The sequence below is a fragment of the Sphingomonas sp. GW821-FHT04B01 genome (genome assembly GCF_059420425.1).
Map to the genome: position 1 here is coordinate 88456 of NZ_JBWKTR010000004.1, position 24301 is coordinate 112756.

Below are 24301 nucleotides of genomic sequence, written 5' to 3' on the forward strand. Positions count from 1 at the left end.
CATGGCGACCAAGAACGCAGAGGCCTATGCGGCCGTCTCCAAGACCTACGAATGGGGCTTTTCGTCCGATATCGAACAGGACTTCGCGCCCAAGGGGCTGAGCGAGGACACGGTTCGCTATATCAGCGCCAAGAAGAACGAGCCCGAATGGATGCTCGACTGGCGGCTGAAGGCGTTCCGCCTGTGGCAGACGATGGACGCGCCCGACTGGGCCAAGCTCAACGTCCCGCCGATCGACTATCAGGACGCTTATTATTACGCGGAGCCGAAGGCGAAGCCCAAGCTCGGCTCGCTCGACGAGGTCGATCCCGAGATCCTGCGCGTCTACGAGAAGCTCGGTATCCCGATCGCCGAGCAGAAGATGCTCGCCGGGGTCGAGGACCTCGATGCCGAGGGCAATCCGAAGCGCCGAGTCGCCGTGGATGCGGTGTTCGACAGCGTCTCGGTCGCCACCACCTTCCGCAAGGAGCTGGAGGCCGCGGGCGTCATCTTCCGCTCGATCAGCGAGGCGATCCGCGAATATCCCGATCTCGTCCGCAAATGGCTGGGCAAGGTCGTGCCGCAGCGCGACAATTATTTCGCGACGCTCAACTCGGCGGTCTTCTCCGACGGCACGTTCGTCTACATCCCGGAAGGCGTGCGCTGCCCGATGGAGCTGTCGACCTATTTCCGCATCAATGCCGAGAATACCGGCCAGTTCGAGCGGACGCTGATCGTCGCCGACAAGGGGGCGTACGTCTCCTATCTCGAAGGCTGCACCGCGCCGATGCGCGATGAGAACCAGCTCCACGCTGCCGTCGTCGAACTGGTCGCGCTCGACGATGCCGAGATCAAATATTCGACCGTGCAGAACTGGTATCCCGGCGACGAGAATGGCGTCGGCGGCATCTATAACTTCGTCACCAAGCGCGCGCTGTGCCAGGGCAGGAACAGCAAGGTGTCGTGGACGCAGGTCGAGACCGGATCGGCGATTACCTGGAAATATCCGAGCTGCGTGCTCGCGGGCGAGAACAGCGTCGGCGAATTCTATTCGGTCGCGGTGACCAACAATCGCCAGCAGGCCGATACCGGCACCAAGATGATCCACCTCGGCAAGGGATCGCGCTCGACGATCGTGTCGAAGGGGATTTCGGCGGGGCGTTCGGACAACACCTATCGCGGGCTGGTCCGGGTCGGGCCGACCGCGGAGAACGTCCGCAACTTCACGCAATGCGATTCGCTGCTGCTCGGCGACCAGTGCGGGGCGCATACCGTGCCCTATATCGAGGTGAAGAACCCCTCGGCGCAGATCGAGCATGAGGCGACGACCTCGAAGATCAGCGAGGATCAGCTCTTCTACGCGATGAGCCGCGGTCTCGATCAGGAGGCGGCGGTGGCGCTGATCGTCAACGGCTTTGCACGCGAGGTGCTGCAGCAGTTGCCGATGGAATACGCCGTCGAGGCGCAGAAGCTGCTCGGGATCAGCCTCGAAGGCTCGGTAGGGTAAGATTGGGTGGGGGATGCGGGTGACGGTCTCGGTGAGACTTCCCCCACCCCCAAAGGAAGAAGATCAGATCAATGCTCAAGATTGAAAACCTCCACGCCGAGATCGACGGCAAGCCGATCCTCAAGGGCCTGACCCTCGAGGTGAACGCCGGCGAGATCCATGCGATCATGGGGCCGAACGGTGCCGGCAAGTCGACGCTCGGCTATGTCCTCGGCGGGCGGCCGGGCTATGAGGTGACCGAGGGGTCGATCACCTTCGACGGGCAGGATCTGCTGGAGCTTGCTCCCAACGAGCGCGCTGCGGCGGGCGTGTTCCTCGGCTTCCAATATCCGGTCGAGATTCCCGGCGTCAGCAATGTCCAGTTCCTGCGCGAGGCTTTGAACGCGCAGCGCGGTGTGCGCGGCGAGAAGCCGCTGTCCGGCGCCGAATTCCTCAAGCTCGCCCGCGAGGAAGCGCGCAAGCTCGACATGGATGCCGAGATGCTCAAGCGGCCGGTCAACGTCGGTTTCTCCGGCGGCGAGAAGAAGCGCAACGAGATGGTGCAGATGGGCGTCGTGAACCCCAAGTTCGCGATCCTCGACGAGACCGACAGCGGCCTCGACATCGATGCGCTGCGCATCGTCGGCGACGGCATTAACCGCATCATGCGCGCGCCGGACAAGGCGGTGCTGCTGATCACCCATTACCAGCGGTTGCTCGATTACGTGCGGCCCGACATCGTCCACGTGCTTGCCGACGGGCGTATCGTCCGCACCGGTGGCGCGGACCTCGCGCACGAGCTGGAGCGTGAGGGCTATGCGGGGGTGACGGCGTGATTTTCGTTCACGCGAAGGCGCGAAGGCGCGAAGAGGGCGTGTCGCTTGGCATGCCGTCGGGTGCCCTCGATACGGTCTTTGTTCGCGCAGAGGCGCAGAGGCGCGGAGATTGCGTCGCGGGAGGCCTGCTCTCATCGATCATCCCCAACGATTTTGATATTGCGCTGACGCGCAGGAAGAAGGCTCGCGCCGTAGGCGCCGTCACGTCTTCTTCTCTTCTTCTCCGCGTCTCTGCGCCTCTGCGCGCAAAAAACCTTTCTTCTCTTCGCGTCTTCGCGCCTTCGCGTGACACCATTCAGCGAGCCGCCGCATGACCGCCGTTCTCGAATTGCCCACCACGCGCGAGGAAGCGTTCCGCTGGGCCGACATGCCTGCGCTGCAAGCCGCCCGCGCGCTGACGCCGCAGTCGGCGTCGGTGCCAGACGCGATCCTGCCCGACGCGGCGCGACTGGTGTTCGTCGACGGCGATCTCGATACCGATGTCAGCCGTCCCGGCGACCTTGCCATCGTTCCGGAAGCCCTTGCTAGCGATCACCCGCTTGCCCGCCATGCTGCGGGCGACGGCCACCGGATCACGCTCGCGCCGCGCACCGTCACCACGATCGAGATCGCCCGCGTCAACGCCGGCGGGGAAAGCCGGACGCCGCTCGTCATCACGCTCGGCGAGGATGCCGTGCTGACGCTGGTCGAGAGTTTCTCCGGTGCCGGCTGGACCAACACGCTGACCCGGTTCGAGCTGGGGCAGGGCGCGCGGGTGATGCGCGCGGTGCGCATCGTGCAGGATGCCGGCTTCGTTTCGACCCGCGACGAGGTGACGATCGCCGAGGCCGCCAGCTTCGTCTCGGTCGCGCTCGGCGCCACCGCGGCGGGAACGCGGCTCGACGCGGCGCTGACGCTGAATGGCGACGGGGCCTATGCCGAGCTCGGCGGCGCGCTGCTGACGCGCGACGACCAGCGGCAGGAATGCGCGGTGCGTGTCCGCCATGCCAAGCCCAGCGGCCAGTCTCACCAGCTCTGGCGCGCGGTCGCCGCGGATCGCTCGACGGTCAGCCTCGCCGCCGCGGTCGAGGTGGCGCGCGACGCGCAGAAGACCGACGGCGAACAGAGCCTGCGCGGTCTGCTCCTCCAGCGCACCGCGACGGTGAACCTCAAGCCCGAGCTCGAGATCTTCGCCGACGACGTGAAATGCGCGCATGGCGCGACGGTGGGCGAACTCGACGCGCGCGCGCTCTTCTACATGCAGAGCCGCGGCATTCCTGCGCCCCGTGCCAAGGCGCTGCTGACGCGCGCGTTCGTCGCGGATGCGCTCGACCGTATCGCCGACGAGACCGTGCGCGACGTCTTCGCTGCGGACGCCGACGCGTGGCTGGAGCAGACGCTGTGAGCGAATCCCCCCTCGACCGCGTCGCCGACTTTCCGGCGATCCCCGCGGGATGGGCCTATCTCGATACCGCGGCCACCGCGCAGAAGCCGCAGGTCGTGATCGACGCGATCGCGCGGGCCTATGGCGAGACCTATGCGACGGTGCATCGCGGCGTCTATCAGCGCTCCGCCGACATGACCGTCGCCTATGAGGCAGCGCGCACCAAGGTCGCACGCTTCATCGGCGCGACGACGCCCAACGAGATCGTCTTCGTCCGCGGCGCGACCGAGGGGATCAACCTCGTCGCGCAATGCTGGGCGGCGACGCAGCTCAAGTCGGGCGACCGCATCCTGCTGTCGATGCTGGAGCATCACAGCAACATCGTGCCGTGGCAGATGGCCGCCGAGCGTATCGGCGCGGCGGTCGACGTGCTGCCGCTGACGGCGGATCATCGCATCGATCTCGACGTGATGGAGCGGATCCTCACCCCGCAGCACAAATTGGTCGCGCTCGCGCACGTCTCGAACGTGCTCGGCTCGGTGCTCGACGCCCGGCGCGCGACCGATCTGGCGCATGGCGTCGGCGCGAAGATCCTGCTCGACGGCTGTCAGGCGGTGCCGCGGATCGCGGTGGACGTCGCGGCGATCGGCTGCGACTTCTACGTCTTCTCCGGCCACAAGCTCTACGGCCCGACCGGGATCGGCGTGTTGTGGGGGCGTGGCGAACTGTTGGCGCAGATGCCGCCCTATCAGGGCGGCGGCTCGATGATCGATCGCGTGACCTTCGCGAAGACGACCTATGCCCCGCCGCCGGGCCGGTTCGAGGCGGGAACGCCGCATATCGTCGGCGCGCTCGGCCTTGCCGCGGCTATCGACTATGTCGAGGGGATCGGGCTCGACCGCATCCATGCGCACGAAACCGCTCTGGTCCGCGACGCACGCGCGGCGCTGGCGTCGCTCAACTCGGTCCGTCTGTTAGGGCCGGAGGACAGCGCCGGCATCGTCAGTTTCGCGGTCGAGGGGGTGCATCCGCACGACGTCGGCACCATCTTGGACGAAGGCCGGGTGGCGATCCGCGCCGGCCATCATTGCGCGCAGCCGCTGATGGAGGTGCTGGGCGTCGACGCGACCGCGCGGGCGAGCTTCGCGGTCTACAACGGTCCGCAGGACATCGAGGCGCTGGTCAAGGGCGTCGAACGAGTGACGAGGATATTCGGATGAGCGATGCGATCCGTATCGAGGAAGTGGACGCGGTGACGCCGGCGCCGCGTGCGCGCGTCGAGGACGTGGCGGACAGCGCGCCGCGCGAACGCGACTATCTGACCGGCTTTCTCCAGCAGCAGCCGCAGGGCGATGCGCCGGGCGAGCCCGGCGGCGCGCTGTACGAGGCAGTGATCGACGCGCTCAAGGAGATCTACGATCCCGAGATTCCGGTGAACATCTACGATCTCGGGCTGATCTACGGCGTCGAGGTCGCGGACAACGGTCAGGCGGTGGTGACGATGACGCTCACCACGCCGCATTGCCCGGTCGCCGAATCGATGCCCGCGGAGGTCGAGATGCGCGTCGCCGCGGTGCCGGGGATCGCCTTCGCCGACGTCAATCTGGTCTGGGACCCGCCATGGGACCCGCAGAAGATGTCCGACGACGCCAAGCTCGAACTGGGGATGCTGTGATGGCCACGACCCTGCGCCAGCGGCCGGCGCCGCTGATCCTCACCGCCAATGCCGATGCGCGCATCGCCGATCTGATGGCACGCGCGCCGGACGGGGCGATCGGCGTCAAGCTCTCGACGCCGCGCCGCGGCTGTTCGGGGCTCGCTTATTCGGTCGATTACGTCACCGAGGCCAAGCCGTTCGACGAGCGGATCGAGACGCCCGGCGGCACTTTGTTCGTCGACGGCGGCTCGATCCTGTATCTCGTCGGATCGACGATGGACTGGGTCGAGGACGATTTCACCGCCGGGTTCGTGTTCAACAACCCCAATGCCAAGGGCGCGTGCGGCTGCGGGGAAAGCTTCACGGTCTGACCCGATCGGCTCCTCCCTCGTGCGGTGGGGGAGGAGCCCGCCGGGTCTAAAGGTCCCGCCCGTAGATGTTGTAGACCTTGTTGACGCGGCTATCGATCGTCTCGGCGATCGAGCGCATGCCCTGATTGTCGTCGAGGATCCAGCCGATCTCGCCGCGGCTTGCGCCGTAATGCTGGACCGAGGCGACGCGGATATATTCGATCATCATGAAGGCGAGCTGGCTCGCCATCCGCGATGCCTGCAATTCCTTGACGACGCCCATCAAGGGCACGCGCATCGTCCGCACCTTCGGCTTGCGCAGCCACAGCAGCAGCTTGGCCCAGCCGAACGGCAGCAGCGAGCCGTTGAGCGGCTTGAGCGGCTCGTTGAGGTCCGGAAGCGTGATCATGAACGCGACCGGCTTGCCGTCGAGTTCGGCGATGCGGATCAGGTCGTTGAACACGATCGGCTTGAGCTTGACGCCGACGTCCTTGATCTCGGGCGGGGTGAGAGGGACGAAGCCCCAATTGTCGCTCCATGCATCGTTGAGGATCGACAGGATGATCGCCGCCTCTTCTTCGAACTTGCGCTTGTCGACCTCGCGCACGACGATGCGCGGGTTGTTCTCGCCGGAGCGGATGATCCGTTTGACGATCGGCGGAAATTCCTGGGTAATGTCGAGCTCGTAGGTGAAGAGCTGCTTGACCTGCTGGTAGCCCGCACGCTCGATCCAGCCCTGATATTCCGGCTTGGCGTGGCCCATCATGATCGTCGGCGAATGATCGAAGCCCTGCACGAGCAGCCCCGGCTCCTCCCACACGGATTGCGAGATCGGACCGAGGGCGCGGGTCATGCCTTGCTCGCGCAGCCAGCCCTCCGCCTTGGCGAGCAGCGCGACGAACACGTCCTCGCGCTCGGCTTCCATCGACCCCCATTGACCGACACCGGGACCGAACCCCTGTTCGGCCGGCATCGTCAGCGCCAGCGTGTCGATATGCGCCGAGATACGCCCGACCACCCTACCGTTCTCGCGGGCGAGGAACAACTGCACCTTGGCGTGGCTGTACCAGCCGTTCTTTTCCGGCGTGATCAGGCCCAGCGCCTCGCCCTTCAGCGGCGGGACCCAGGCGGCATCGTCCTTGTACAGCCGGAACGGCAGGTCGACGAACGCCTTGCGTTCGCTCTTGGTGGTGACGGGGGTGATCGTCAGGTCGCTCATTCGGGCCTCCCATTTTGGCCCGCGATCTAGCACGGCGGCGCGGCAAGGCGAGTGACGTTTCCGTCATCAGTGATCGATATGTTGCGGCGCCGCAGCGACCGGGGCGCCTGTAAATGCCACGCTATCGCCACTATCTTCACGCAATGGACCAAGCCATGGAACGCTCGCTGACCCTATCCCGCGCCCCCGTCGCCGAGCCGGCCGGACGCGCGCCGCGCGTGCGGATCGCCGACGACAAGGCGATGCTGCGTGCGGCGGCGGAGGCGACGCGCGACCTGATCGCGCCGCGGCCCGGCATCTATTGGGCCGACCTGATCGGGTCGGTGGCGGTCGGCTATGGCGCGCTGGCTGCGGCGGTGACCGTCCGGCAGACCGGGTGGGTGGTGCTCGCTGCCTTCGTGTCGGCGCTGGCGCTGTATCGCGCGCTTAGTTTTATCCATGAAATCAGTCACATGAAGCATAGCGCCGTGCCCCGCTTCCGCGGTGCTTGGAATGCGCTGGTCGGCGTGCCGATGCTGGTGCCGAGCTTCATGTACGAGGGCGTGCACAACCTCCACCATGCGAAGTCGCGTTACGGCACGTCGGAGGACCCGGAATATCTGCCGCTCGCGCTGATGAAGCCGTGGACGCTGCCGGCGTTCGTGGTGATCTCCGCGCTGGCGCCGCTCGGCCTGCTGATCCGTTATGCGATCCTGTCGCCGCTGTCGCTGCTGTCGCCCAGGTTCCGCACGATCGTGATGGAGCGCTATTCGGCGCTGGCGATCAATCCGTCGTTCCGCCGTCGCGCCCCGGAGGGCGAGGCGCGGACGATGTGGGATCGCGTCGAGACAGCGGCGAGCCTGTGGGCGATCGCGGTCGTGGTGCTGACCGCGACGGGGGTCTTCCCGCTGCGCAGTGTCGCAATCGTGCTGGCGATCGGGTCGGGCGTCGCGGTGGTCAATCAGGTCCGTACCCTCGTCGCGCATCTCTGGGAGAATGACGGCGAGCCGATGTCGGTAACCGCGCAATATCTCGATTCGGTCAACGTGCCGCCGCCGGCGCTGTTGCCGGCACTGTGGGCACCGGTCGGCCTGCGCTATCACGCGCTCCACCATCTGCTGCCGAGCCTGCCGTATCACGCGCTCGGCGAGGCGCATCGCCGGATCACCGCGGCGGTCGAGCAGGGGTCGCCCTATCACAAGGCGAGCTATGCCGGTCTGCCGGGATTGGTGAACAAGATCGTGCGGAGCACGTTCCATCCTCGGTAACCAGAGGATTGCGCTATAATGGGGCAGGACGGTTGCCGAAGGTGGGGGTCGGAAGATGATCATTTGGTCCGGCATCGTCGCCCTGCTGGCCGTTCCGGCGGTCGCCGCCGAAACCCTGCCGCCGGGGACGGTCACCCTCACCGTCGTCGACGACGGCAAGACCGACGGACCCGAGATTCCCGCGATCGCCGATGCGGTCGGCGATGCCTTCAACTCCGCCAATTATCTCGTCCTGCCGGCGACCGGTCCGAGCCGCTATCGTGCGCGGGTCGCGATCGACCATGAGCAGCGCGGTCTGGTCGGGGCGCCTTCCGGAACCAAGGCGCCTGCCGCCAGCGTCGCCAATTGGGGCGGGGGCGTGCAACTCGCGCTGCCGACGCAGAAGCAGGATCTGCGCGCGCTGATCGTGACGCGGATGACGATCACGCTCACCGCTTGGCGCGACGGGCGGACCTTGTGGACGGGCAGCGCGGTGACCGCACAGGTCGGCGGGACGCAGGCGAACGCGCCGGCCGTCGTCGGTGCGAAGCTGGCGGGTGCTCTGGTGTCGCGGATGCCGGCGGTGCTCGAGGGGCCTTTGTCGGTGCCGTAAGGTGGTCGGACGGAAGAAGGTTGGTTCGCGCAGAGGCGCGGAGGCGCGGAGGTGTTGCGTTCGCCGTGTCAGCGGCTCTTCCTACCAAGGTCTCGCAGTTACAGGACCACGTCCGCCCCACGCGACACCTCTCCACGCCTCCGCGCCTCCGCGTGAATCGATCACATAACCCCGTTGGTGCTGAGCCTGTCGAAGCACCGTGAGACTCACCTGCCCCCTTCGACGCCGCCTGCGGCGTCGCTCAGGACAGGCTTCGACAGGCTCAGGGCGAACGGTAGGAGTTAAGTCTCCGCTCGTGCCCTACTCCTCGGTGCGGATCAGGACCGCTTCGCCGATCAGCAGGAACAGCAGGAACGGCGCCCAGGCGGCGAGGAAGGGCGGGTAGGCGCCGAGATTGCCCATCGCGAGCGCGAAATTGTCGGCGACGAAATAGGCGAAGCCCAGCGCCATGCCGATCACCGCGCGCACGAACAATTGCCCCGACCGGGCGATGCCGAACGCCGCGACCGCGCCGAGCAGCGGCATCAGCACCGCCGACAGCGGGCTGGAGAATTTGTGCCAGAGCGTGCCTTCGAGTGACTTGGTCGGCCGGCCGGCGTCGCGCAGGTCGCCGATCGCCGCGTGGAGCGCGGCGAAGTCGAGCCCGTCGGGATTGACCGTGCCGAGCGTGAACTGGTCGGGGCGGACGCCCGGCGCGACCTTGACCGTGCCGAGGGTGCTCAATTTGCCGGTGGCGACGTCGAAGCGCGTCGCCGGGCTGATCGCCCAGCCGTTGCCGGCATGGCGGCCGGTCGGCGCCTTGATGATCGCGACCAGCTCGCCGCCGGTGCGGTCGTAGACGGTGACGTTGCCGAGCCGCACCTGCTCGCCGCGCCCGCGCACCTGCTGCACCGCGATCAGGTCGTCGCCGTCGCGCACCCAGACGTTGGTCCGGTCGCCGCGATCGATCGGCAGCGCGCCGTAATCGGCGTCCTTCCACTGGTCCAGCGTCGCGGTGGCGCGGCTGACGATCCGTTCGTTGAAGGCGAAGCTGAGCCCGGCGACGCCGAGGCTGGCGACGAGCAGCGGCGCCAGCACCTGATGCGCCGACAGGCCGCCGGCCTTCAACGCGATGACCTCGCTGTTCTGGTTCATCGTGATGAGCGTCAGGATGGTGCCGAGCAGGACCGAGAAGGGCAGCAGGAAGGCGGCGATCTGCGGCGCGCGCAGCCCGACATATTGCCACACCTGTTCCTGCGTATTGCCGGGATGGGCGAGGATCTGGCCCGATTCGCTGAGCAGGTCGAGCGTCTGCAGGATCAGCAGCAGCGCGGCGAGCAGCCCGAAGGTGCGCACCAGGAACATCCGCCCCATGTAGATCGCGACGGTGCGCGACGGGAAGAAGCTGCTCATGCCGCCTGCTCCTTCTTGCGGCCGCGGCCGGGCAGATAGCGGGTGACGAGCTTGGCGAGCTTCGAGAAGGCACGTTCGAGCGCGCCGATCGGTTGCCCGCCGGGGACATAGGCGATCTGATAATACATCCAGAGGATGATCCCGGCGAAGATGCAGAAAGGGACCCAGAGCGCGATCAGCGGATCGATCCGCCCGAGCTCGCCGATCGAGGCGGCATATTCGTTCACCTTGTGATAGGCGACGATCATCACGATCGCGAGGAACACGCCGAACCCCGAATTGGAGCGTTTGGGCGGTACGCCGAGCGCGATCGCGAGCAGCGGCAACAGGAACATCGTCGCCACCTCGACCAGACGGAAGTGGAATTCGGAGCGGCTGCTGTCGCGCTGCTCCTCGCTCTGCGCGCGATGGCCGAGCTTTGCGAGCTCCGGCAAGGTGAATTCGAGGTTGCGGCCGCCGCGCTGGCGGAAATTCTCGTAGCGCGGCAGCGGGATCGGCAGATCGTGCGAGGTGAAGGTCAGCACCCGCGGCACGGTGAAATTGGGCGCCTTGTGCACCAAAGTGCCCTTGGTCAGGCGGAAGATGATCGTGTTGGGATCGTCGGTGGCGAGGAACTGGCCCGACTGGGCGGTGACCGAATAGCTGGTGCCCTTGTCGTTGTAATAGACGAAGATGCCGTCGAGCTTGCGGCCCTTGTCATGGCTCTGCTCGATGCGCAGCGTCATGTGGTCGCCGAAATGGGTGAACTCGCCGACCTTGATCGACGCGCCCAGTGCGCCGGTGCGCAGCTCGAAGCGCAATTGCTCGTAATAATAGCGTGCCTTGGGCTGGACGAAGCCGACGATCGCGATGTTGAGCGCCGCGAGGATCAGCGCGTACATGAACGGCACGCGCAGCATCCGCGTGTAGCTGACGCCGACCGCACGGAGCACGTCGAGCTCCGAATTGGCGGCGAGGCGGCGGAAGGCGAGCAGGATGCCGAGCAGCAGACCGATGGGGATGCCGAGGCCGAGATATTCGGGCAGCAGATTGGCGAGCATCCGCCACACGACGCTGACCGGCCCACCCTCGGTGGCGACGAAGACGAACAGGCGCTGGATACGGTCGAGCACCAGCAGCATGGCGGCGATGGTCAGCGTCGAGAATAGCGGCAACGCGATCAGCCGGGCCATGTAGCGGTCGAGGGAGGTCATGCGGTCAGGGGCTCGGGCCGGGGCGGGGAGCGGCCGGTATAGGCGCGGGTGTCGGCAACGTCAGCTAAAATTCCCGTGGCTCATTCGGCGGCTATCTGCTGCGGCGGGGCGGGGCGTTCGGTCGCCATCGCCTTGCCGATCGCGCGCTCCAGCCCGCTGAGCGTGAACGGCTTGCGCAGCACCGGATGACGGCCGAATTCGCTCGCATTCGCCTCGCCGGCGAAGCCGGTGACGAACAGCACGGCGATATGCGGGTAATGCGGGGCGAGGGCGGCGATCATCTCCGGTCCGGTCTGCCCCGGCATCAGCACGTCCGAGATGATGAGATCGATATCGTCGTTGCCGGCGAGCAGCGCCGGCGCCTTGAGCGGCGCGTCGCAGGCGATGGCGCGATGGCCCAGCTCCTCCAGCGCCATCATGGTCGCGGCGAGCACGCGCGGATCGTCCTCGACGACGAGCACGCGCAGCGCCTCGGCAAGCGGCGCGACGGTGACCGGTGCGACGACGGCGGCGGGCGCGGCGATGCCGGCGCTGGTGTCGCGCGGCAGATAGAGGGTGACGGTGGTGCCGCATCCGGGCGCGGTCTCGATCGCGATGCCGCCGCGCAACTGCCGCACCAGGCCGAAGATCTGGCTGAGGCCGAGGCCGGTGCCCTTGCCCGCCGCCTTGGTGGTGAAAAAGGGTTCGTAGACGCGTTCGAGCACCTCGGGCGTCATGCCGGTGCCCGTGTCGGTGACCGCGAGCGTGACGTAATCGCCGGCGCAGCAATCGTCGACATGATCGTCGGTGAGCGTCGTCGCACCGGTCGCGATGACCAGCCGGCCGCGCCCGTTCATCGCGTCGCGCGCGTTGACCGCGAGGTTGAGCACCGCATTTTCGAGCTGCACGCGATCGGCATGGACCTGCCAGCCGCGCGCGCCGTCGCGGACGACGACGGTGATCGCATCGCCGAGGGTGCGGTCGATCAGCTCGGACATGCCCGACACCAAAGCCGCCGCGGCGATCGGTTCGGGCTTGAGCGATTCCTCGCGGCTGAAGGCGAGCAGCCGCCGGGTCAGCGCGGCGGCGCGATTGGCGCCGTCGGTCGCATTGTCGAGATGCCGCGCCACCGTCGCCGGATCATGACCGACCGCACGCCGCGCGAGTTCGAGCCCGCCGAGGACGACTGCGAGCATATTGTTGAAATCGTGGGCGATGCCGCCGGTGAGCTGGCCGACCGCATCCATTTTGTGGATCTGGCGGACTTTCGCCTCCTGCACGCGCAATTCGTCGGTCGCCTTGGTCACCGCGGCGGCGAGTTCCTCGGCGCGCTCGCGTTCCTCCTCCGCCTCGGCGCGGGCGAGGGCGCGCTCGCCGACCGCGTGCAGCGTGAACCAGCCGAGCACCAGCGCACCGACGACGATCAGCACGCCGAAGATCGCCAGCACGGTCGCGATGCGGCTCGACCGGTCGACGGTGCGCATCGCGTCGGCGGTGCGCTGGTCGAGCAGGGCGCGTTCGCGGGTGATGATCTGGTCGAGCGTCGTGTCGATCGCGGTCAGCGTCGGCGACTGGCGCGCCTTGTAATAACGGGCGAGCGCCTGGCTGTTCTGGCCGTAGGTGGTGCTGAGCGCGGTCAGCGACAGCTCCTCGCCGCGCCGTTCGTAGGCGGCGCGCAGGCGGCGGACGCGGGCGCTCTGCTCCGGCGTGTCGACGGTCAGCCGTTCCAGCCGGCCGAGCTGCGTTCCGGCGAGGCGCCATTGGTCGTAATAGAGCTGGCCGAGCTCCTTCTCGGCCTTGCCGCTGATGACGTAGCGGCCGAGCGACGCCTCGGAGCGGGCGATCGTGCCCGACACGGTGCGGGCGAGGATCATCACGTCGTAGCTGTGCGCCTGCGCCTGCAACGCGCGGTCGCGCTGGCGGTTGGCCTCGCCCAGCGTCACGATGAGCGCGACGAGCACCGCCGCGCCGAGCAGACCCATCACGACGAGCGTGATCGTCCGCCAGGTCGCGTCGCCCTCCAGGGTCCCTACGGAGACCGTTTCGGCGTCGTTGCGAGTCACGGGCGTGAGGCTAGTCCGTTTCCCACCGCGTGGAAAGCCGCCGCGGCGTGCGCCGCGGCAGGCTCAGCCGATCGCGCCCACGGCCTGCCCCGCGGCGCGGAAGGCGGCGAGCACCGCGTCGAGCTGCGCTGCGCTATGTTCGGCGCACAGCGAGCAGCGCAGCAGGAAGGTGCCGGCGGGGGTCGCCGGCGGGCGCGCCATGTTGACGTAGACGCCGCCGTGCAGCAGCGCCTGCCACATCGTGACGGCCTGCTCCTGGTCGTCGAGGATCACCGCGACGATCGCGCTGTCGGGCGCCTCGGTGCCGAGCCTGAAGCCCATCGCCTTGAGGCCGCCGTGGAGCTGGCGGGCGTTCGCCCAGAGCTGCGCGCGCTTGTCGTGCGCGGTCATCAGCTTGCGGATCGACGCCGCGGCGGTCGCGACGACCGACGGCGGCAGCGAGGCGGTGAAGATATAGGCGCGGCAGGCGAGGCGGATCGCCTCGAACTTCGGATGGTTCGACACGCAGAAACCGCCGACGGTGCCGACCGATTTCGAGAAGGTGCCGACGACGAAGTCGACGTCCGCCTCCAGCCCCTGATCCTCGTACACGCCGCGGCCGTTGGGGCCGTAGAAGCCCATCGAATGCGCCTCGTCGCTCAGCACCATCGCATCGTGCTTCTTGGCGACCGCGACCATCTCGCGCAGCGGCGCGACGTCGCCGAGCATCGAATAGACGCCTTCCAGCACGACGAGCTTGCCCGCTTCCTTGGGCAGGCGACCGAGCCTTTTGTCGAGATCCTCGACGCTGTTGTGGCGGAAGCGGACGATCTCGGCATTGCCCTGCTTGCAGCCGTCGTAGATCGAGGCGTGGCTGTCGGCGTCGAGGATGACATATTCGCCCTTGCCGACGAGCGTCGAGATCATGCCGAGATTGGCCATATAGCCGGTCGAGAAGACGATCGCGCCGGTCGTACCGTAGAAGTCGCGCAGCGCCTGTTCCGCTTCCATATGGTCGCGGAAGGTGCCGTTGAGCATGCGGCTGCCGTTGGTGCCCGAGCCGAACCGGTCGAGCGCGGCATGGCCGGCGGCGATGACGTCGGGGTCGAACGTCATCCCCATGTAATTGTAGGTGCCCAGCAGGATCGTGTCGCGGCCGGCGATCACCGCCTCGGTCGGGCTCTTCACCTGTTCCATCACGATCGCGAACGGATCGGTGACGCCGGTGTCGATCAGCGCCTTGCGCTCGGCGATGAGCGAATCGAACTTGCTCATCAGGTCGCGCTCGGGCGCGACCGGGGCGGGGTCGAGGTCGAGCGTTTCGGACTGCAGGCCGGTCTCGGTCATGCGTCGCCCTTCAGCTTGGCGACGGCATCGGCGAGCTGGCCGACCGTCTCGATCTCCGCCTGCATGTTCATCGTGATGATGATCTCGAACTCGTCCTCGATCGCCGCGACGAAGTCCATCACGGTCAGGCTGTCCCACTCCAGATCGCCCTGGAAGGTGGTCGCCTCGGTCAGCGCGACGCCTTTCTTGTTGAACGGTTCGATCTGGGCCTTGATCGTGTCGAGGATCTGGGTGCGGTCGGTCATCATACTATCCTGGATGGCGGCCAAATACGGCAGGGTTGCGGCGCTATAGCAATCCGTTGGCGCGATACCATCGCGCGGTTGCGGCGAGGCCTGCCTCCGGGGCGACGGACGGCGTCCACAGATCGGCCGGCGGGCGCAGCGCGGGGCGGGCGGTCCAGTCCGGATGGGCGAGATAATTCGCGCGATCGGCGGTGAGTTTGGCGCCCGATCCGCGCAGGCCCCTGTCGAGCTTCGCACCGAGATGGAGGATCGCTTTGGGCAGGTGCAGCGCGAGCACGTGGCTCCGGCCGACCGCGCGGCCGATCGCCTGCGCCATCTCGTCATGGGTGAGGACGTGACCGTCGTCGACCTCGTAGAGTGCGGGCGACAGGTCGCGCGTGGCGAGCGTCAGCAACAGGCGGGCGAGATCGTCGACCGCGACCAGCGATACCTTGCCGCGCGGCGGCAGCAGCGCGAGGCCGAGCTTCGCGGCGCGGAACAGGTCGCGCATCTCCATGTCGCCGGGGCCGTAGACGCCGCTCGGGCGGACGATGCTCCACGCGAGGGGGCTCGCCTGTACCAGCAATTCGGCCTCCGCCTTGGACCAGCCGTAATTGGACAGCGCGGGTTCGCGTGCGGAGAGCGACGAGACGTGGACGAAGCGGCGGACGCCGGCGGCGGTCGCGGCGGCGAGCATCGCGCGCGTGCCGTCGATATTGCCGGCGACGAAGCCGGCGCGGTCGGGCGCGTTCACCACGCCGGCGACATGGACGATCGCGTCCGCGCCATCGGCGAGCGCGGCGAGGCTGTCGGGCCGGTCGAGCGCGCCGGCGATCCAGATGACGCGATTGCGCTCGGGCTGTGGCCGGCGGGTGAGCGCGCGGACGTGATGGCCGGCGGCGAGCGCCTGATCGAGGAGCGCGCTGCCGACGAACCCCGTCGCGCCGGTGATGGCGAGGGTGGTCATGAAGCGGCTCCTGCGATCGCGCCGGTAATGCTCGCGACCTCTACAAAGGACGATTTGTGCTCCTGCGAAAGCAGGAGCCCAGGGGTTTCGCAGACGGACAGCGGTCGTCTGCTTGGCCCTGGGTTCCTGCTTTCGCAGGAACACTGGAACGGACGGGATGCCGGTCGGCCTCTCGAAGAGGCTGGCGATCTCACAGCAGCGCCAGATGGTTGCGGTGGACCAGTGCGGCGCGGGGCGCGTACCCCAAGATCGCCGCCTGATCTTCCGAGCGCGTGCCGAGCAGCCGCAGCGCCTCGTCCGCCGCATATTCCGACAGGCCGCGCGCGATCGTGCCGTCCGGCCCCTCGATCGTCACCAGATCGCCGCGGCCGAACGTCCCCTCGACCCGCGTCGCGCCGGCGGCGAGCAGGCTGCCGCCCGCGACCAGCGCGCGCGCCGCGCCCGCATCGACGTGGATGCGGCCGCGGGCGGTCAGCCCGCCCGCCAGCCACGCCTTGCGCGCCGGTGCGGCGCGTTCGGCGACGAACAAAGTATGCCGCTGCGCCCCGGCGAGCGGGTGATCCAGTCGACCGCTGGCGATGGCGAGATGCGCACCCGCGCCGGTGGCGATCCGTGCCGCGGCGATCTTCGACACCATGCCGCCCGAACCCATGCCCGACGCCGATCCGGCATCGGCCATGCCGGCGACCGCGTCGATCCGCTCGACCCGTGCGATATGCCGTGCCGCCGGATTGGTGTGCGGGTTGGCGTCGTAGAGGCCGTCGACGTCGGACAGCAGCACGACGCCCTGCGCCCCCGCCGCCTGCGCGACGCGCGCGGCGAGCCGGTCGTTGTCGCCGAAGCGGATCTCCTCGGTGGCGACGCTGTCGTTCTCGTTGATGACCGGCACCACGCCGAGCCCGAGCAGCCGGCCCAGCGTCGCGGCGGCGTTGAGATAGCGGCGGCGGTCCTCAAGATCGTCGAGCGTCACCAGCATCTGCGCGGCGGTGAGGCCGTGGTTGCCGAGCAGCTCCGCCCAGGTCTGGCTGAGCGCGATCTGGCCGGTCGCGGCGGCGGCCTGCGCGTCCTCGAGGCTGGCGCGGCCGCCCTTGGCGAGCCCGAGTCGCCGCGCGCCGAGCGCGATCGCACCCGACGAGACGATCGCGACCTGCTGGCCGTCGCGGACGCGCGCGGCGATGTCGGCGACCAGCGTCGCGAGCCAGTCCCGCCGCACCGCGCCATCGGGTGCGACGAGCAGGGCGGAGCCGACCTTGACGATCAGGCGCGGGCAGGAGGCGGGCGGGAAGAGGGGCATGGGGTGGGGTCTAGCGAGGGATGACCGACAGCATAAGTCCTCGGTTGCCTGTCGACGCAGGGCCGATGGATGTGGCCGCTTGGTTGTCGTCGCCCTTTCCACACTCCCTCGTCACCCCGGACTCGTTCCGGGGTCCACTCCGCGGCGAGGAGGGGGCTCGAGGCGAGAGCGCACGCTTGCGGTACGGTGGACCCCGGAACGAGTCCGGGGTGACGGTCCCGGGGTGCTATCGATCGAGCCCCATCGCTGTAGCTATTCAGACGAACGAGCGCATCGCCTCACACCGGCGACCAGGTGATCTCGTCCTCGCCCTCGTCGCTGTCCGGCACCGTATCGGGCGCCGGGTCGATCGCCTCGAGCAATTTGTCGAGCACCCAGTCGACGCCGGTGCCGGCTGCGCCCGACAGCGGGATGACGTCGGTGCCGCTTTCCTCCGCCAGCTCGGCGGACAGCGCCTCGATCAGTTCCTCGTCGAGCATGTCGATCTTGTTGAGCGCGACGATATGCGGCTTGTCGATCAGACCGCCGCCATAGGCCTCCAGCTCGTCGCGGACGATGCGATAGCTTTCGGCGACGTCGTCGTCATTGGCGTCGACCAGATGCAGCAGCACGCGGCAGCGTTCGATATGGCCGAGGAACCGGTCGCCGATCCCCGCACCGTCGGCGGCGCCTTCGATCAGGCCGGGAATGTCGGCGACGACGAACTCGCGGCCATGATGGCGGACGACGCCGAGCTGCGGCCGCGTCGTGGTGAAGGCATAGGCGCCGACCTTCGCCTGCGCATTGGTCACCGCGTTGATGAAGGTCGACTTGCCGGCATTGGGCAGGCCGACGAGCCCGGCGTCGGCGAGCAGCTTGAGCCGCAGCCATACCCACGCCTCCTGCTCGGGCCAGCCGGTGCCGTGCTGGCGCGGCGCGCGGTTGGTCGAGGTCTTGTAGCTGGCGTTGCCACGGCCGCCGTCGCCGCCGCGCAGGAACATCTCGCGCTGGCCGACATGGGTGAAGTCGAGCAGCACCTCGTCCTTGTCCTCGGACAGCACCTGCGTGCCGACCGGAACCTTGATGACGAGGTCGTCGCCGCCGCCGCCGGTGCGGTTGCTGCCCGAGCCGCCCGAACCGCGCGGCGCGCGGAAATGCTGGGTGTAGCGGAAGTCGATCAGCGTATTGAGGCCGGCCACCGCCTCGAAGATGATGTCGCCGCCCTTGCCGCCGTTGCCGCCGTCGGGGCCGCCATATTCGATGAATTTTTCACGTCGGAAGCTGACGGCGCCGGGGCCGCCCGAGCCGGAGCGGACGTAGATCTTGGCCTGGTCGAGAAAATGCATGGCGCCTCTTTAGCGTGCCCCGCGCGAACGGCCACCCCCGCGGCGGCGGCGCCATCGCCGATCGCGTGCGACAAGAGCAGTGTACGGCCATTTCGGCGGGCGCTAAGATCCGGCGGGTGACGATGCCGCGCGATTCCCGGGCCGATCCGGCCGCCGAACGACTGGCGTGGCAGCGTGTCTTCAGTGCGGACGGGCTGCCGGCGAGCGAGCGCTATGCCTGCTGGCGCGACGCCGATATCGCCGGCCTGTCGACGCGGTTCGACACGACGCCGCACGAACCCTTCACCGTCGCGATGGACTGGCTCGATCTCGGCACGATCGGCATCGGCCAGGCGCGGATCACCGCGCAGGACTGGGTGCGGCGGAGCGACACGATCGCGCGCGACCGAAGCGACGATCTGGTCGTCAACGTCCGGCACCACGGCGGCGCGCGCGGCGATATGGCCGGCCGCGATCTCGTCGCGCCGGGCGGATCGATCGTGCTGGCCGACCTCGCGCAGACGCAGGCGCATGGATCGGAGGCATCGGTCAGCACCGGCTTCACGCTGCCACGCGCGATGGCGGAACGGCTGCTGCCGGCGACGGTGCGCAGCCTGCACGGCCATGTCATCGCGCCGGATCAGGCGGCGCTGCTCGTCTCGCATCTCGCGACGTTGCGCGACACCGCGCATCATCTGCCGGTGACCAGCGGTCCGGCGTTGGCGCAGACCGTGCTCGACCTGTTCACCATCGCGCTCTCCGCCAGCCTCGGCACCGCACCGGCCGATACCGAACAGCATGAGCGCGGCCTGTCGTTCGAATTGCGCGAGACGATCGAGCGGCACCTGGGTTCGCCGTCGCTCAATACGACGCGGCTCAGCCGCGCGCTCGGCGTGTCGCGCTCGACGCTGTACCGGCTTTTGCAGGAGGAGGGCGGGGTGCAGGCCTATATCCGCACCCGCCGGCTGGCGCGGATCGCCGAAAGCCTGCGCACGGCGGGGGACCGGCAGACGATCGCGATGCTCGCGGAGCGATGGGGCTTTTGCGATGCCGCCTATCTCGGCCGGGCGTTCCGCGAGGTCTATGGCATCACGCCGGGCGACTATCGCGCGCGGCATACGGGGAGCTAGGCGGAAACGACGTTCGTTCGTCACCCCGGGCTCGACCCGGGGTCCCGCTTCTTCTGATCGGCACGCGCAAGAGGACGAAGCGGGACCCCGGATCAGGTCCGGGGTGACGGGGTAGGCTTGGTAACCGCCGACCGGCGTCGCGACCCCCATCGCGTTACCGATCGACGGCACCGTCAGGCAGATGCCTGGAGCATCCGCCTATCCGTGCATCCTCCACCCGTGGCAGCGTGCCTTGCTGCGGCCGCCGCCTTCGCTTGTCCGAGTCGGCGCCATCGGCCGTCCGACCGGCCGCGGCGTCGTGCGGGCGATCGGCGGTCGAGCGCGCGATATATCACGCGATCGCGGCCGCCGGCCCCTCGTGCCGCCGTCCTACCGGCTCGTGCCGCGGCGGTGCAGGGGCGGCGGCATTGACGCCGTGCCACGCGACATTGGCGATGGCTCAGCCGTCCGCAGCGAGCGGCGCGGCGAGCATCGTCGCGGCAAGCGCACGCGCCCGGTCGCGCGGCAGGCCCAATGCGCGTGCCATCGGCGCCCCGAGCAAAGCATCGCCCAGCGCCATCAGCACCAGATGCAGCGTTTCGTCCTGGATCGGGCGGCAGGCGGGTTCGACCCCGGCGGCGAGGTCCTCGACCAGCGCGCGCACCGCGGAGAGGATGGGATCGAGCGCGTCGCGGTTGCCGGTGAGGATCATCCAGCTCGCCAGCGCGCCGGCGCCACCGCCGTCGAAGGCGTCGAACACCAGATCGACGATCCGGCGCGGGTCGGGCTCCGCCGGCCGGTCGAGGAGCAGCGCATCGCGGATCGTCGCGGTGATGTCGCTCGTCATCCGCGCGATCAGCGCCAGCTGCAGCCCCTCGGCCGAGCCGAAATGGTGGAGCAGATTGGCGTGGGTACGCCCGATCCGGCCGCCGACCGCCTTCAGCGTCACCGCCTGCGGCCCGGCCTCGATCAGCAGCGCCTGCGCGGCGGCGAGCGCCGCCTCGCGGGCGTCGGCGGGGGACAGGCGTTTGCGGAGGGTTGCGATCGACAAAGCGGAGGCCTATTTACATGAATGTCAGTATGAGGATGCGAGTCCTGTGTTGGAGGTTTCCATGGCGAAAGCAACCACGCCCGACGATCTGGTCATCACCCCGCGCGACCGCCGCTTCGGCCGGGGCACGCGCATGGGCCGCTGGTGGCTCAACGACGATCCGGTCGCGACCGCCTTCTACAATGCGCTCTCGGTCACCTTTCCCAAGGGCGAGGGCTATTTCGTCGACAGCGTGCGCAAGTTCCGCGACGGCACCCCGCCGAAGCTGACCGGCGAGATCAACGCCTTCATCAAGCAGGAGGTGATGCACACGCGCGAGCATGTCGCGTTCAACCGCCATGTCACCGATCAGGGCTATGACGTGCGCCGGCTCGACAAGGACGTCGACGACGCGCTCGCGCTGACCAAAGGGCGGCCGCCGATCGCCAGCCTCGCCGCGACCACCGCGCTCGAACATTTCACCGCGATGCTCGCGCACGAGCTGATCGCCAATCCCCGGCATCTCGCCGGCGGCGAGGAACAGGCCAAGGCGCTGTGGCTGTGGCACGCCGCCGAGGAGATCGAGCACAAGGGCGTCGCCTACGACACCTGGCTGCATGCGACCAAGGACTGGCCGCGCTTCACGCGCTGGCGAGTCAAATCGATGGTGATGCTGATCACGACATGGCGCTTCTTCACCGGGCGGACGCGCGGCATGCTCGAATTGCTGCGGCAGGACGGAATGACCGGGCCGAAGGTGTGGGCGCGGCTGTTCTGGTATGCGTTCGGCAACCCCGGGATGGCGCGCAAGGTCGCCGGGGTCTGGGCGGCCTATTTCCTGCCCGGTTTCCATCCCTGGAAGCATGACGACCGCGCGTTGATCGGGCTGGCGGAGAGCGATTACGAGGCGGCGGTGCTGCCGCGCCCGGCGTGATGCGCCACGACGGGCTTCAAACGCTGCCGTGAAACGCGCTAGGGTTACGGCATGACGCGATACGGCAAAAGGTTCTGGCTCCTGGGTGCGGCGATGGCCGGGCTCGCCGGTTATGTCGACGCGATCGGATTTCTCAAGCTGGGCGGGCTGTTCGTCTCGTTCATGAGCGGCAATTCGACGCGACTCGCGGTCGGGCTGGCGCTGGGACTGCCCGTCGCCGGAGTCGCGGCGGAGCTGATCGCCGCTTTCGTCGGCGGGGTGGTGGCGGGCACGATCGTCACCGTCGCCGCCGGCGCGCGCCGCAAGCCGGCGGCATTGATCGGCGTCACGCTGCTGCTCGCCGGTGCCGCGGCGACCGACGGCCGGGTGTCGGTCGGCGCCACCACCGCCTTGCTCGCCGCGGCGATGGGGATGGCCAACACCTTGTTCCAGCACGATGGCGAGGTCAGCGTCGGCGTCACCTATATGACCGGGGCGCTGGTCAAGTTCGCGCAGCGGCTGGCGGCGGCGATGATGGGCGGGCCGCGCTGGGCGTGGCTGCCCTATCTGTTGCTGTGGTGGGGCCTCGTCGGCGGGGCAGTGCTCGGGGCGCTCGTCTATCCGCGACTCGGTACCGTCAGCATCACCGCGGCGGCCGGGGTCGCGGCGCTGCTGACGGTCTATGCGGCGCTGCTCGGTCCGGCCGATCGCGTCGCGGTGCGACGCTAGGCGGCGATCGGCATCGGCTCGCATCGGTCGGCGAGATCGAGTTCGTAGCTGAGCGTCGCCGCCGCCTCGGTGCGGGCCGGCGAGTGCCGCGTCGCGGTCCGGCCGGTGGCGCGGAAGCCGAGCTTGCGCAGCACCGCGCCCGAGGCGGGATTGTCGGCGAAATGCCACGCATCGAGACGGCGCAGCGGCAGCGCGTGGCGCGCCATGTCGATCACCGCACGCCCCGCCTCGGTCGCATAGCCGCGCCCCCAGGCCGACGGCGTCAGCCAATAGCCGAGATTGGGCGCGCCCTCATGCTCAGAGATGCCGATCCCGCCGATCAGCGCCGGCGCGCCGCGGTCATGCGCGACGATCACGAAGCGCGCCTCGTCATGCGCGCGCGGCGCCGCACAGAACGCCTCGGCATCGGCAAGGCGATAGGGGTGGGGGACGCGCAGCAGCATCCGGATGACCGCGTCATGCCCGATCGCCTGCGCCAGCGCCGCGGCATCCTCCGGCCATGCCGGCCGCAGCGTCAATCTCTTGGTCCTGGCGAACATTTCTCGCTCTCTCCTCGGCCGCGCCCATGCCACGCGCCTGTGACGCGGCAGGGACAAAAGGTTGGGGAGCAAGAAAAAAGGGAGCCGGGGTGACCCGCCTCCCTGATTTGGTTGGCACCGCCTGGGCGGTGCGACCGGGTCACCCTGGTGGGCAACCCGGCTGGTCACCCGATGTTATTCGGCGGCTTCCGCCATAATCTGCACCGAGCAGAATTTACGGCCGAGCTTGCCCTCGTGGAATGCTACGCGGCCGTCGACGAGCGCGAAAAGGGTGTGATCCTTGCCGATGCCGACATTGGCGCCCGGATAGAATTTGGTGCCGCGCTGACGCACGAGGATGTTGCCGGCGATCGCTTCCTGACCACCGAACTTCTTCACGCCGAGGCGACGACCGGCCGAATCGCGACCGTTGCGCGACGAACCGCCTGCTTTCTTATGTGCCATGCTGCTCTACTCCTGTTCGCGCTTGTGGCTCAGCCGACCGAGACGATCTTGAGGATCGTGTGGTTCTGGCGATGGCCGTTCTTGCGGCGATAATTGTGACGGCGGCGCTTCTTGAAGACGATGACCTTCTCGCCCTTCGCCTGCGCGACGATCTCGGCGGCGACGGTCAGGCCCTCGACGCTCTTCAGCTCCGAGCCTTCGCCCGCGAGCAGGACGTCACCCAGCGTGATCGATGCGCCGGCTTCGCCGTCCAGCTTCTCGACGACGATCTTGTCTCCGGCGGCGACGCGATACTGCTTGCCGCCCGTGCGCACGACTGCGAACATGGCTTTAGTCACTTCCCAAAAAACATATGCCCACTCGGGAAGGCCCGGCGGGATGAGCGGTGGCAGCTAAGGAAAACGCAGGGCGCTGTCAACCACCGGCACCGCGATTCTGCGGTCCGCCGGCGATTCCGCTCGACTCAGTGGCGATGTTCGCGGCGCAGGGCGTAGCGGCCGTCGGCGAAATCGGTGAACAGACCGGCGATCGCCGGATGATCGATCGGCTCGTCGCTTTCGTCGGCGACCAGATTCTGCTGGCTGACATAAGCAATGTAGCTCGATTCCATATTCTCGGCGAGCAGATGGTAGAACGGCTGCTCCTTGGTCGGGCGCACGCTCTCGGGAATCGCCTCATACCATTCGTCGGTATTGGAAAAGACCGGATCGACGTCGAAGATCACGCCGCGGAAGTCGAACAGGCGGTGACGGACCACGTCGCCGATCGAAAAGCGGGCATGGGCGATCGCGGGGACATCGATGTCGCCGAAGGGCAGCACACCGGTAGGATCGTGACGAGGCATGAGCGCAATCTAGGGGGCTTTCTGCGCCGCACAAGCGCAAGGGTGCTTGCCAGCGCAAAACGAACCCGTTAGAGGCGCGCCCTCGACCGACCGATCAGGCCTTCGCGCCTCGAAACGTCTTCTGCGGAGAGGTGGCAGAGTGGTCGATTGTACCGCACTCGAAATGCGGCGTGCCTTTGCGGGCACCGAGGGTTCGAATCCCTCCCTCTCCGCCACTTACCG

General features: G+C 68.1%; 26 protein-coding genes and 1 tRNA gene. 13 read left to right on the forward strand and 14 right to left on the reverse strand.

What is annotated here, in order from left to right; all coding sequences use genetic code 11:
* Window position 1: 1 nt before the first annotated feature.
* From sufB to AC07UH_RS11475, 7 genes are all read left to right on the forward strand, one after another.
* Window positions 2-1486: a Fe-S cluster assembly protein SufB gene (gene sufB, locus AC07UH_RS11445; protein WP_495180546.1), complete on the forward strand. Its 1485-nt coding sequence runs from the start codon at window positions 2-4 to the stop codon at window positions 1484-1486.
* Window positions 1487-1557: 71 nt separating this feature from the next.
* Window positions 1558-2301, forward strand: coding sequence for a Fe-S cluster assembly ATPase SufC (gene sufC, locus AC07UH_RS11450; protein WP_495180547.1), 744 nt, complete (start codon window positions 1558-1560; stop codon window positions 2299-2301).
* Window positions 2298-2615 carry a hypothetical protein gene (locus AC07UH_RS11455; RefSeq protein ID WP_495180548.1) on the forward strand — a complete coding sequence of 106 codons (318 nt, stop codon included), beginning with the start codon at window positions 2298-2300 and terminating at the stop codon, window positions 2613-2615. The genes sufC and AC07UH_RS11455 overlap by 4 nt, the downstream gene beginning before the upstream one ends.
* Window positions 2612-3685 (forward strand): SufB/SufD family protein, encoded by a 1074-nt coding sequence (locus AC07UH_RS11460; RefSeq protein WP_495180549.1) that lies wholly within the window; start codon window positions 2612-2614, stop codon window positions 3683-3685. Before AC07UH_RS11455 ends, AC07UH_RS11460 begins: the two co-directional genes overlap by 4 nt.
* Complete coding sequence (locus AC07UH_RS11465) at window positions 3682-4884, forward strand: aminotransferase class V-fold PLP-dependent enzyme (protein WP_495180550.1); 1203 nt, start codon at window positions 3682-3684, stop codon at window positions 4882-4884. Before AC07UH_RS11460 ends, AC07UH_RS11465 begins: the two co-directional genes overlap by 4 nt.
* Window positions 4881-5339, forward strand: a complete 459-nt coding sequence (locus AC07UH_RS11470) for an SUF system Fe-S cluster assembly protein (protein WP_495180551.1) — start codon at window positions 4881-4883, stop codon at window positions 5337-5339. The genes AC07UH_RS11465 and AC07UH_RS11470 overlap by 4 nt, the downstream gene beginning before the upstream one ends.
* A complete protein-coding gene (locus AC07UH_RS11475; RefSeq protein WP_038661475.1) occupies window positions 5339-5692 on the forward strand; it encodes a HesB/IscA family protein in 354 nt (117 codons plus the stop codon). The genes AC07UH_RS11470 and AC07UH_RS11475 overlap by 1 nt, the downstream gene beginning before the upstream one ends.
* A 46-nt stretch (window positions 5693-5738) precedes the next feature.
* Here AC07UH_RS11475 and AC07UH_RS11480 read toward each other — a convergent pair whose 3' ends face one another.
* Window positions 5739-6890, reverse strand: a complete 1152-nt coding sequence (locus AC07UH_RS11480; protein ID WP_495180552.1) for an N-acetyltransferase — start codon at window positions 6888-6890, stop codon at window positions 5739-5741.
* A gap of 155 nt (window positions 6891-7045) precedes the next feature.
* On the opposite strand from AC07UH_RS11480, the gene AC07UH_RS11485 reads away from it, so the two are divergent.
* Together AC07UH_RS11485 and AC07UH_RS11490 are read left to right on the forward strand one after the other, a co-directional pair.
* Complete coding sequence (locus AC07UH_RS11485; protein ID WP_495189860.1) at window positions 7046-8137, forward strand: fatty acid desaturase family protein; 1092 nt, start codon at window positions 7046-7048, stop codon at window positions 8135-8137.
* Window positions 8138-8192: 55 nt separating this feature from the next.
* Window positions 8193-8729 carry a hypothetical protein gene (locus AC07UH_RS11490; RefSeq protein ID WP_137897423.1) on the forward strand — a complete coding sequence of 179 codons (537 nt, stop codon included), beginning with the start codon at window positions 8193-8195 and terminating at the stop codon, window positions 8727-8729.
* A 300-nt stretch (window positions 8730-9029) separates the two neighbouring features.
* Here the strand turns inward: AC07UH_RS11490 and lptG are convergent, their stop codons facing one another.
* The 8 genes from lptG to obgE all read right to left on the reverse strand — a co-directional run bounded on the left by lptG (window position 9030) and on the right by obgE (window position 18492).
* A complete protein-coding gene (gene lptG / locus AC07UH_RS11495) occupies window positions 9030-10121 on the reverse strand; it encodes an LPS export ABC transporter permease LptG (protein ID WP_495180554.1) in 1092 nt (363 codons plus the stop codon).
* Window positions 10118-11314: an LPS export ABC transporter permease LptF gene (gene lptF / locus AC07UH_RS11500; RefSeq protein ID WP_495180555.1), complete on the reverse strand. Its 1197-nt coding sequence runs from the start codon at window positions 11312-11314 to the stop codon at window positions 10118-10120. The genes lptG and lptF overlap by 4 nt, the downstream gene beginning before the upstream one ends.
* Window positions 11315-11394: 80 nt before the next feature.
* On the reverse strand, window positions 11395-13275 hold the full coding sequence (locus AC07UH_RS11505) for an ATP-binding protein (RefSeq protein ID WP_495180770.1): 1881 nt from the start codon (window positions 13273-13275) through the stop codon (window positions 11395-11397).
* A 144-nt stretch (window positions 13276-13419) separates the two neighbouring features.
* Window positions 13420-14682: a serine palmitoyltransferase gene (gene spt, locus AC07UH_RS11510; protein ID WP_495180556.1), complete on the reverse strand. Its 1263-nt coding sequence runs from the start codon at window positions 14680-14682 to the stop codon at window positions 13420-13422.
* Complete coding sequence (locus AC07UH_RS11515) at window positions 14679-14927, reverse strand: acyl carrier protein (protein ID WP_038666809.1); 249 nt, start codon at window positions 14925-14927, stop codon at window positions 14679-14681. The genes spt and AC07UH_RS11515 overlap by 4 nt, the downstream gene beginning before the upstream one ends.
* Before the next feature lie 43 nt (window positions 14928-14970).
* Window positions 14971-15873 (reverse strand): NAD-dependent epimerase/dehydratase family protein, encoded by a 903-nt coding sequence (locus AC07UH_RS11520; RefSeq protein ID WP_495180557.1) that lies wholly within the window; start codon window positions 15871-15873, stop codon window positions 14971-14973.
* A gap of 190 nt (window positions 15874-16063) precedes the next feature.
* The gene (proB, locus tag AC07UH_RS11525) at window positions 16064-17167 is read right to left on the reverse strand and encodes a glutamate 5-kinase (protein ID WP_495180558.1); all 1104 of its coding nucleotides are present in this window, start codon (window positions 17165-17167) and stop codon (window positions 16064-16066) included.
* A 278-nt stretch (window positions 17168-17445) separates the two neighbouring features.
* A complete protein-coding gene (gene obgE, locus AC07UH_RS11530; RefSeq protein WP_038661452.1) occupies window positions 17446-18492 on the reverse strand; it encodes a GTPase ObgE in 1047 nt (348 codons plus the stop codon).
* Between the two features lie 122 nt (window positions 18493-18614).
* Here obgE and AC07UH_RS11535 point away from each other — a divergent pair, with 122 nt between their 5' ends.
* On the forward strand, window positions 18615-19601 hold the full coding sequence (locus AC07UH_RS11535) for a helix-turn-helix domain-containing protein (protein WP_495180559.1): 987 nt from the start codon (window positions 18615-18617) through the stop codon (window positions 19599-19601).
* A gap of 439 nt (window positions 19602-20040) precedes the next feature.
* Here AC07UH_RS11535 and AC07UH_RS11540 read toward each other — a convergent pair whose 3' ends face one another.
* Window positions 20041-20625 carry a TetR family transcriptional regulator gene (locus AC07UH_RS11540; RefSeq protein ID WP_495180771.1) on the reverse strand — a complete coding sequence of 195 codons (585 nt, stop codon included), beginning with the start codon at window positions 20623-20625 and terminating at the stop codon, window positions 20041-20043.
* A gap of 67 nt (window positions 20626-20692) precedes the next feature.
* Here AC07UH_RS11540 and AC07UH_RS11545 point away from each other — a divergent pair, with 67 nt between their 5' ends.
* Window positions 20693-21544: a metal-dependent hydrolase gene (locus tag AC07UH_RS11545; protein WP_495180560.1), complete on the forward strand. Its 852-nt coding sequence runs from the start codon at window positions 20693-20695 to the stop codon at window positions 21542-21544.
* Window positions 21545-21595: 51 nt separating this feature from the next.
* The gene (locus AC07UH_RS11550; protein WP_495180561.1) at window positions 21596-22252 is read left to right on the forward strand and encodes a YoaK family protein; all 657 of its coding nucleotides are present in this window, start codon (window positions 21596-21598) and stop codon (window positions 22250-22252) included.
* Here the strand turns inward: AC07UH_RS11550 and AC07UH_RS11555 are convergent.
* The 4 genes from AC07UH_RS11555 to hspQ all read right to left on the reverse strand — a co-directional run bounded on the left by AC07UH_RS11555 (window position 22249) and on the right by hspQ (window position 24079).
* Window positions 22249-22791: a GNAT family N-acetyltransferase gene (locus tag AC07UH_RS11555; protein WP_495180562.1), complete on the reverse strand. Its 543-nt coding sequence runs from the start codon at window positions 22789-22791 to the stop codon at window positions 22249-22251. The genes AC07UH_RS11550 and AC07UH_RS11555 overlap by 4 nt on opposite strands.
* A gap of 174 nt (window positions 22792-22965) precedes the next feature.
* Complete coding sequence (rpmA, locus tag AC07UH_RS11560) at window positions 22966-23235, reverse strand: 50S ribosomal protein L27 (protein ID WP_037534549.1); 270 nt, start codon at window positions 23233-23235, stop codon at window positions 22966-22968.
* Between the two features lie 29 nt (window positions 23236-23264).
* A complete protein-coding gene (gene rplU / locus AC07UH_RS11565; protein ID WP_017979337.1) occupies window positions 23265-23561 on the reverse strand; it encodes a 50S ribosomal protein L21 in 297 nt (98 codons plus the stop codon).
* A gap of 137 nt (window positions 23562-23698) precedes the next feature.
* Window positions 23699-24079 carry a heat shock protein HspQ gene (hspQ, locus tag AC07UH_RS11570; protein ID WP_038661436.1) on the reverse strand — a complete coding sequence of 127 codons (381 nt, stop codon included), beginning with the start codon at window positions 24077-24079 and terminating at the stop codon, window positions 23699-23701.
* A gap of 125 nt (window positions 24080-24204) precedes the next feature.
* Here hspQ and AC07UH_RS11575 point away from each other — a divergent pair.
* Window positions 24205-24294 (forward strand) — tRNA-Ser (locus tag AC07UH_RS11575).
* Window positions 24295-24301 lie beyond the last annotated feature (7 nt).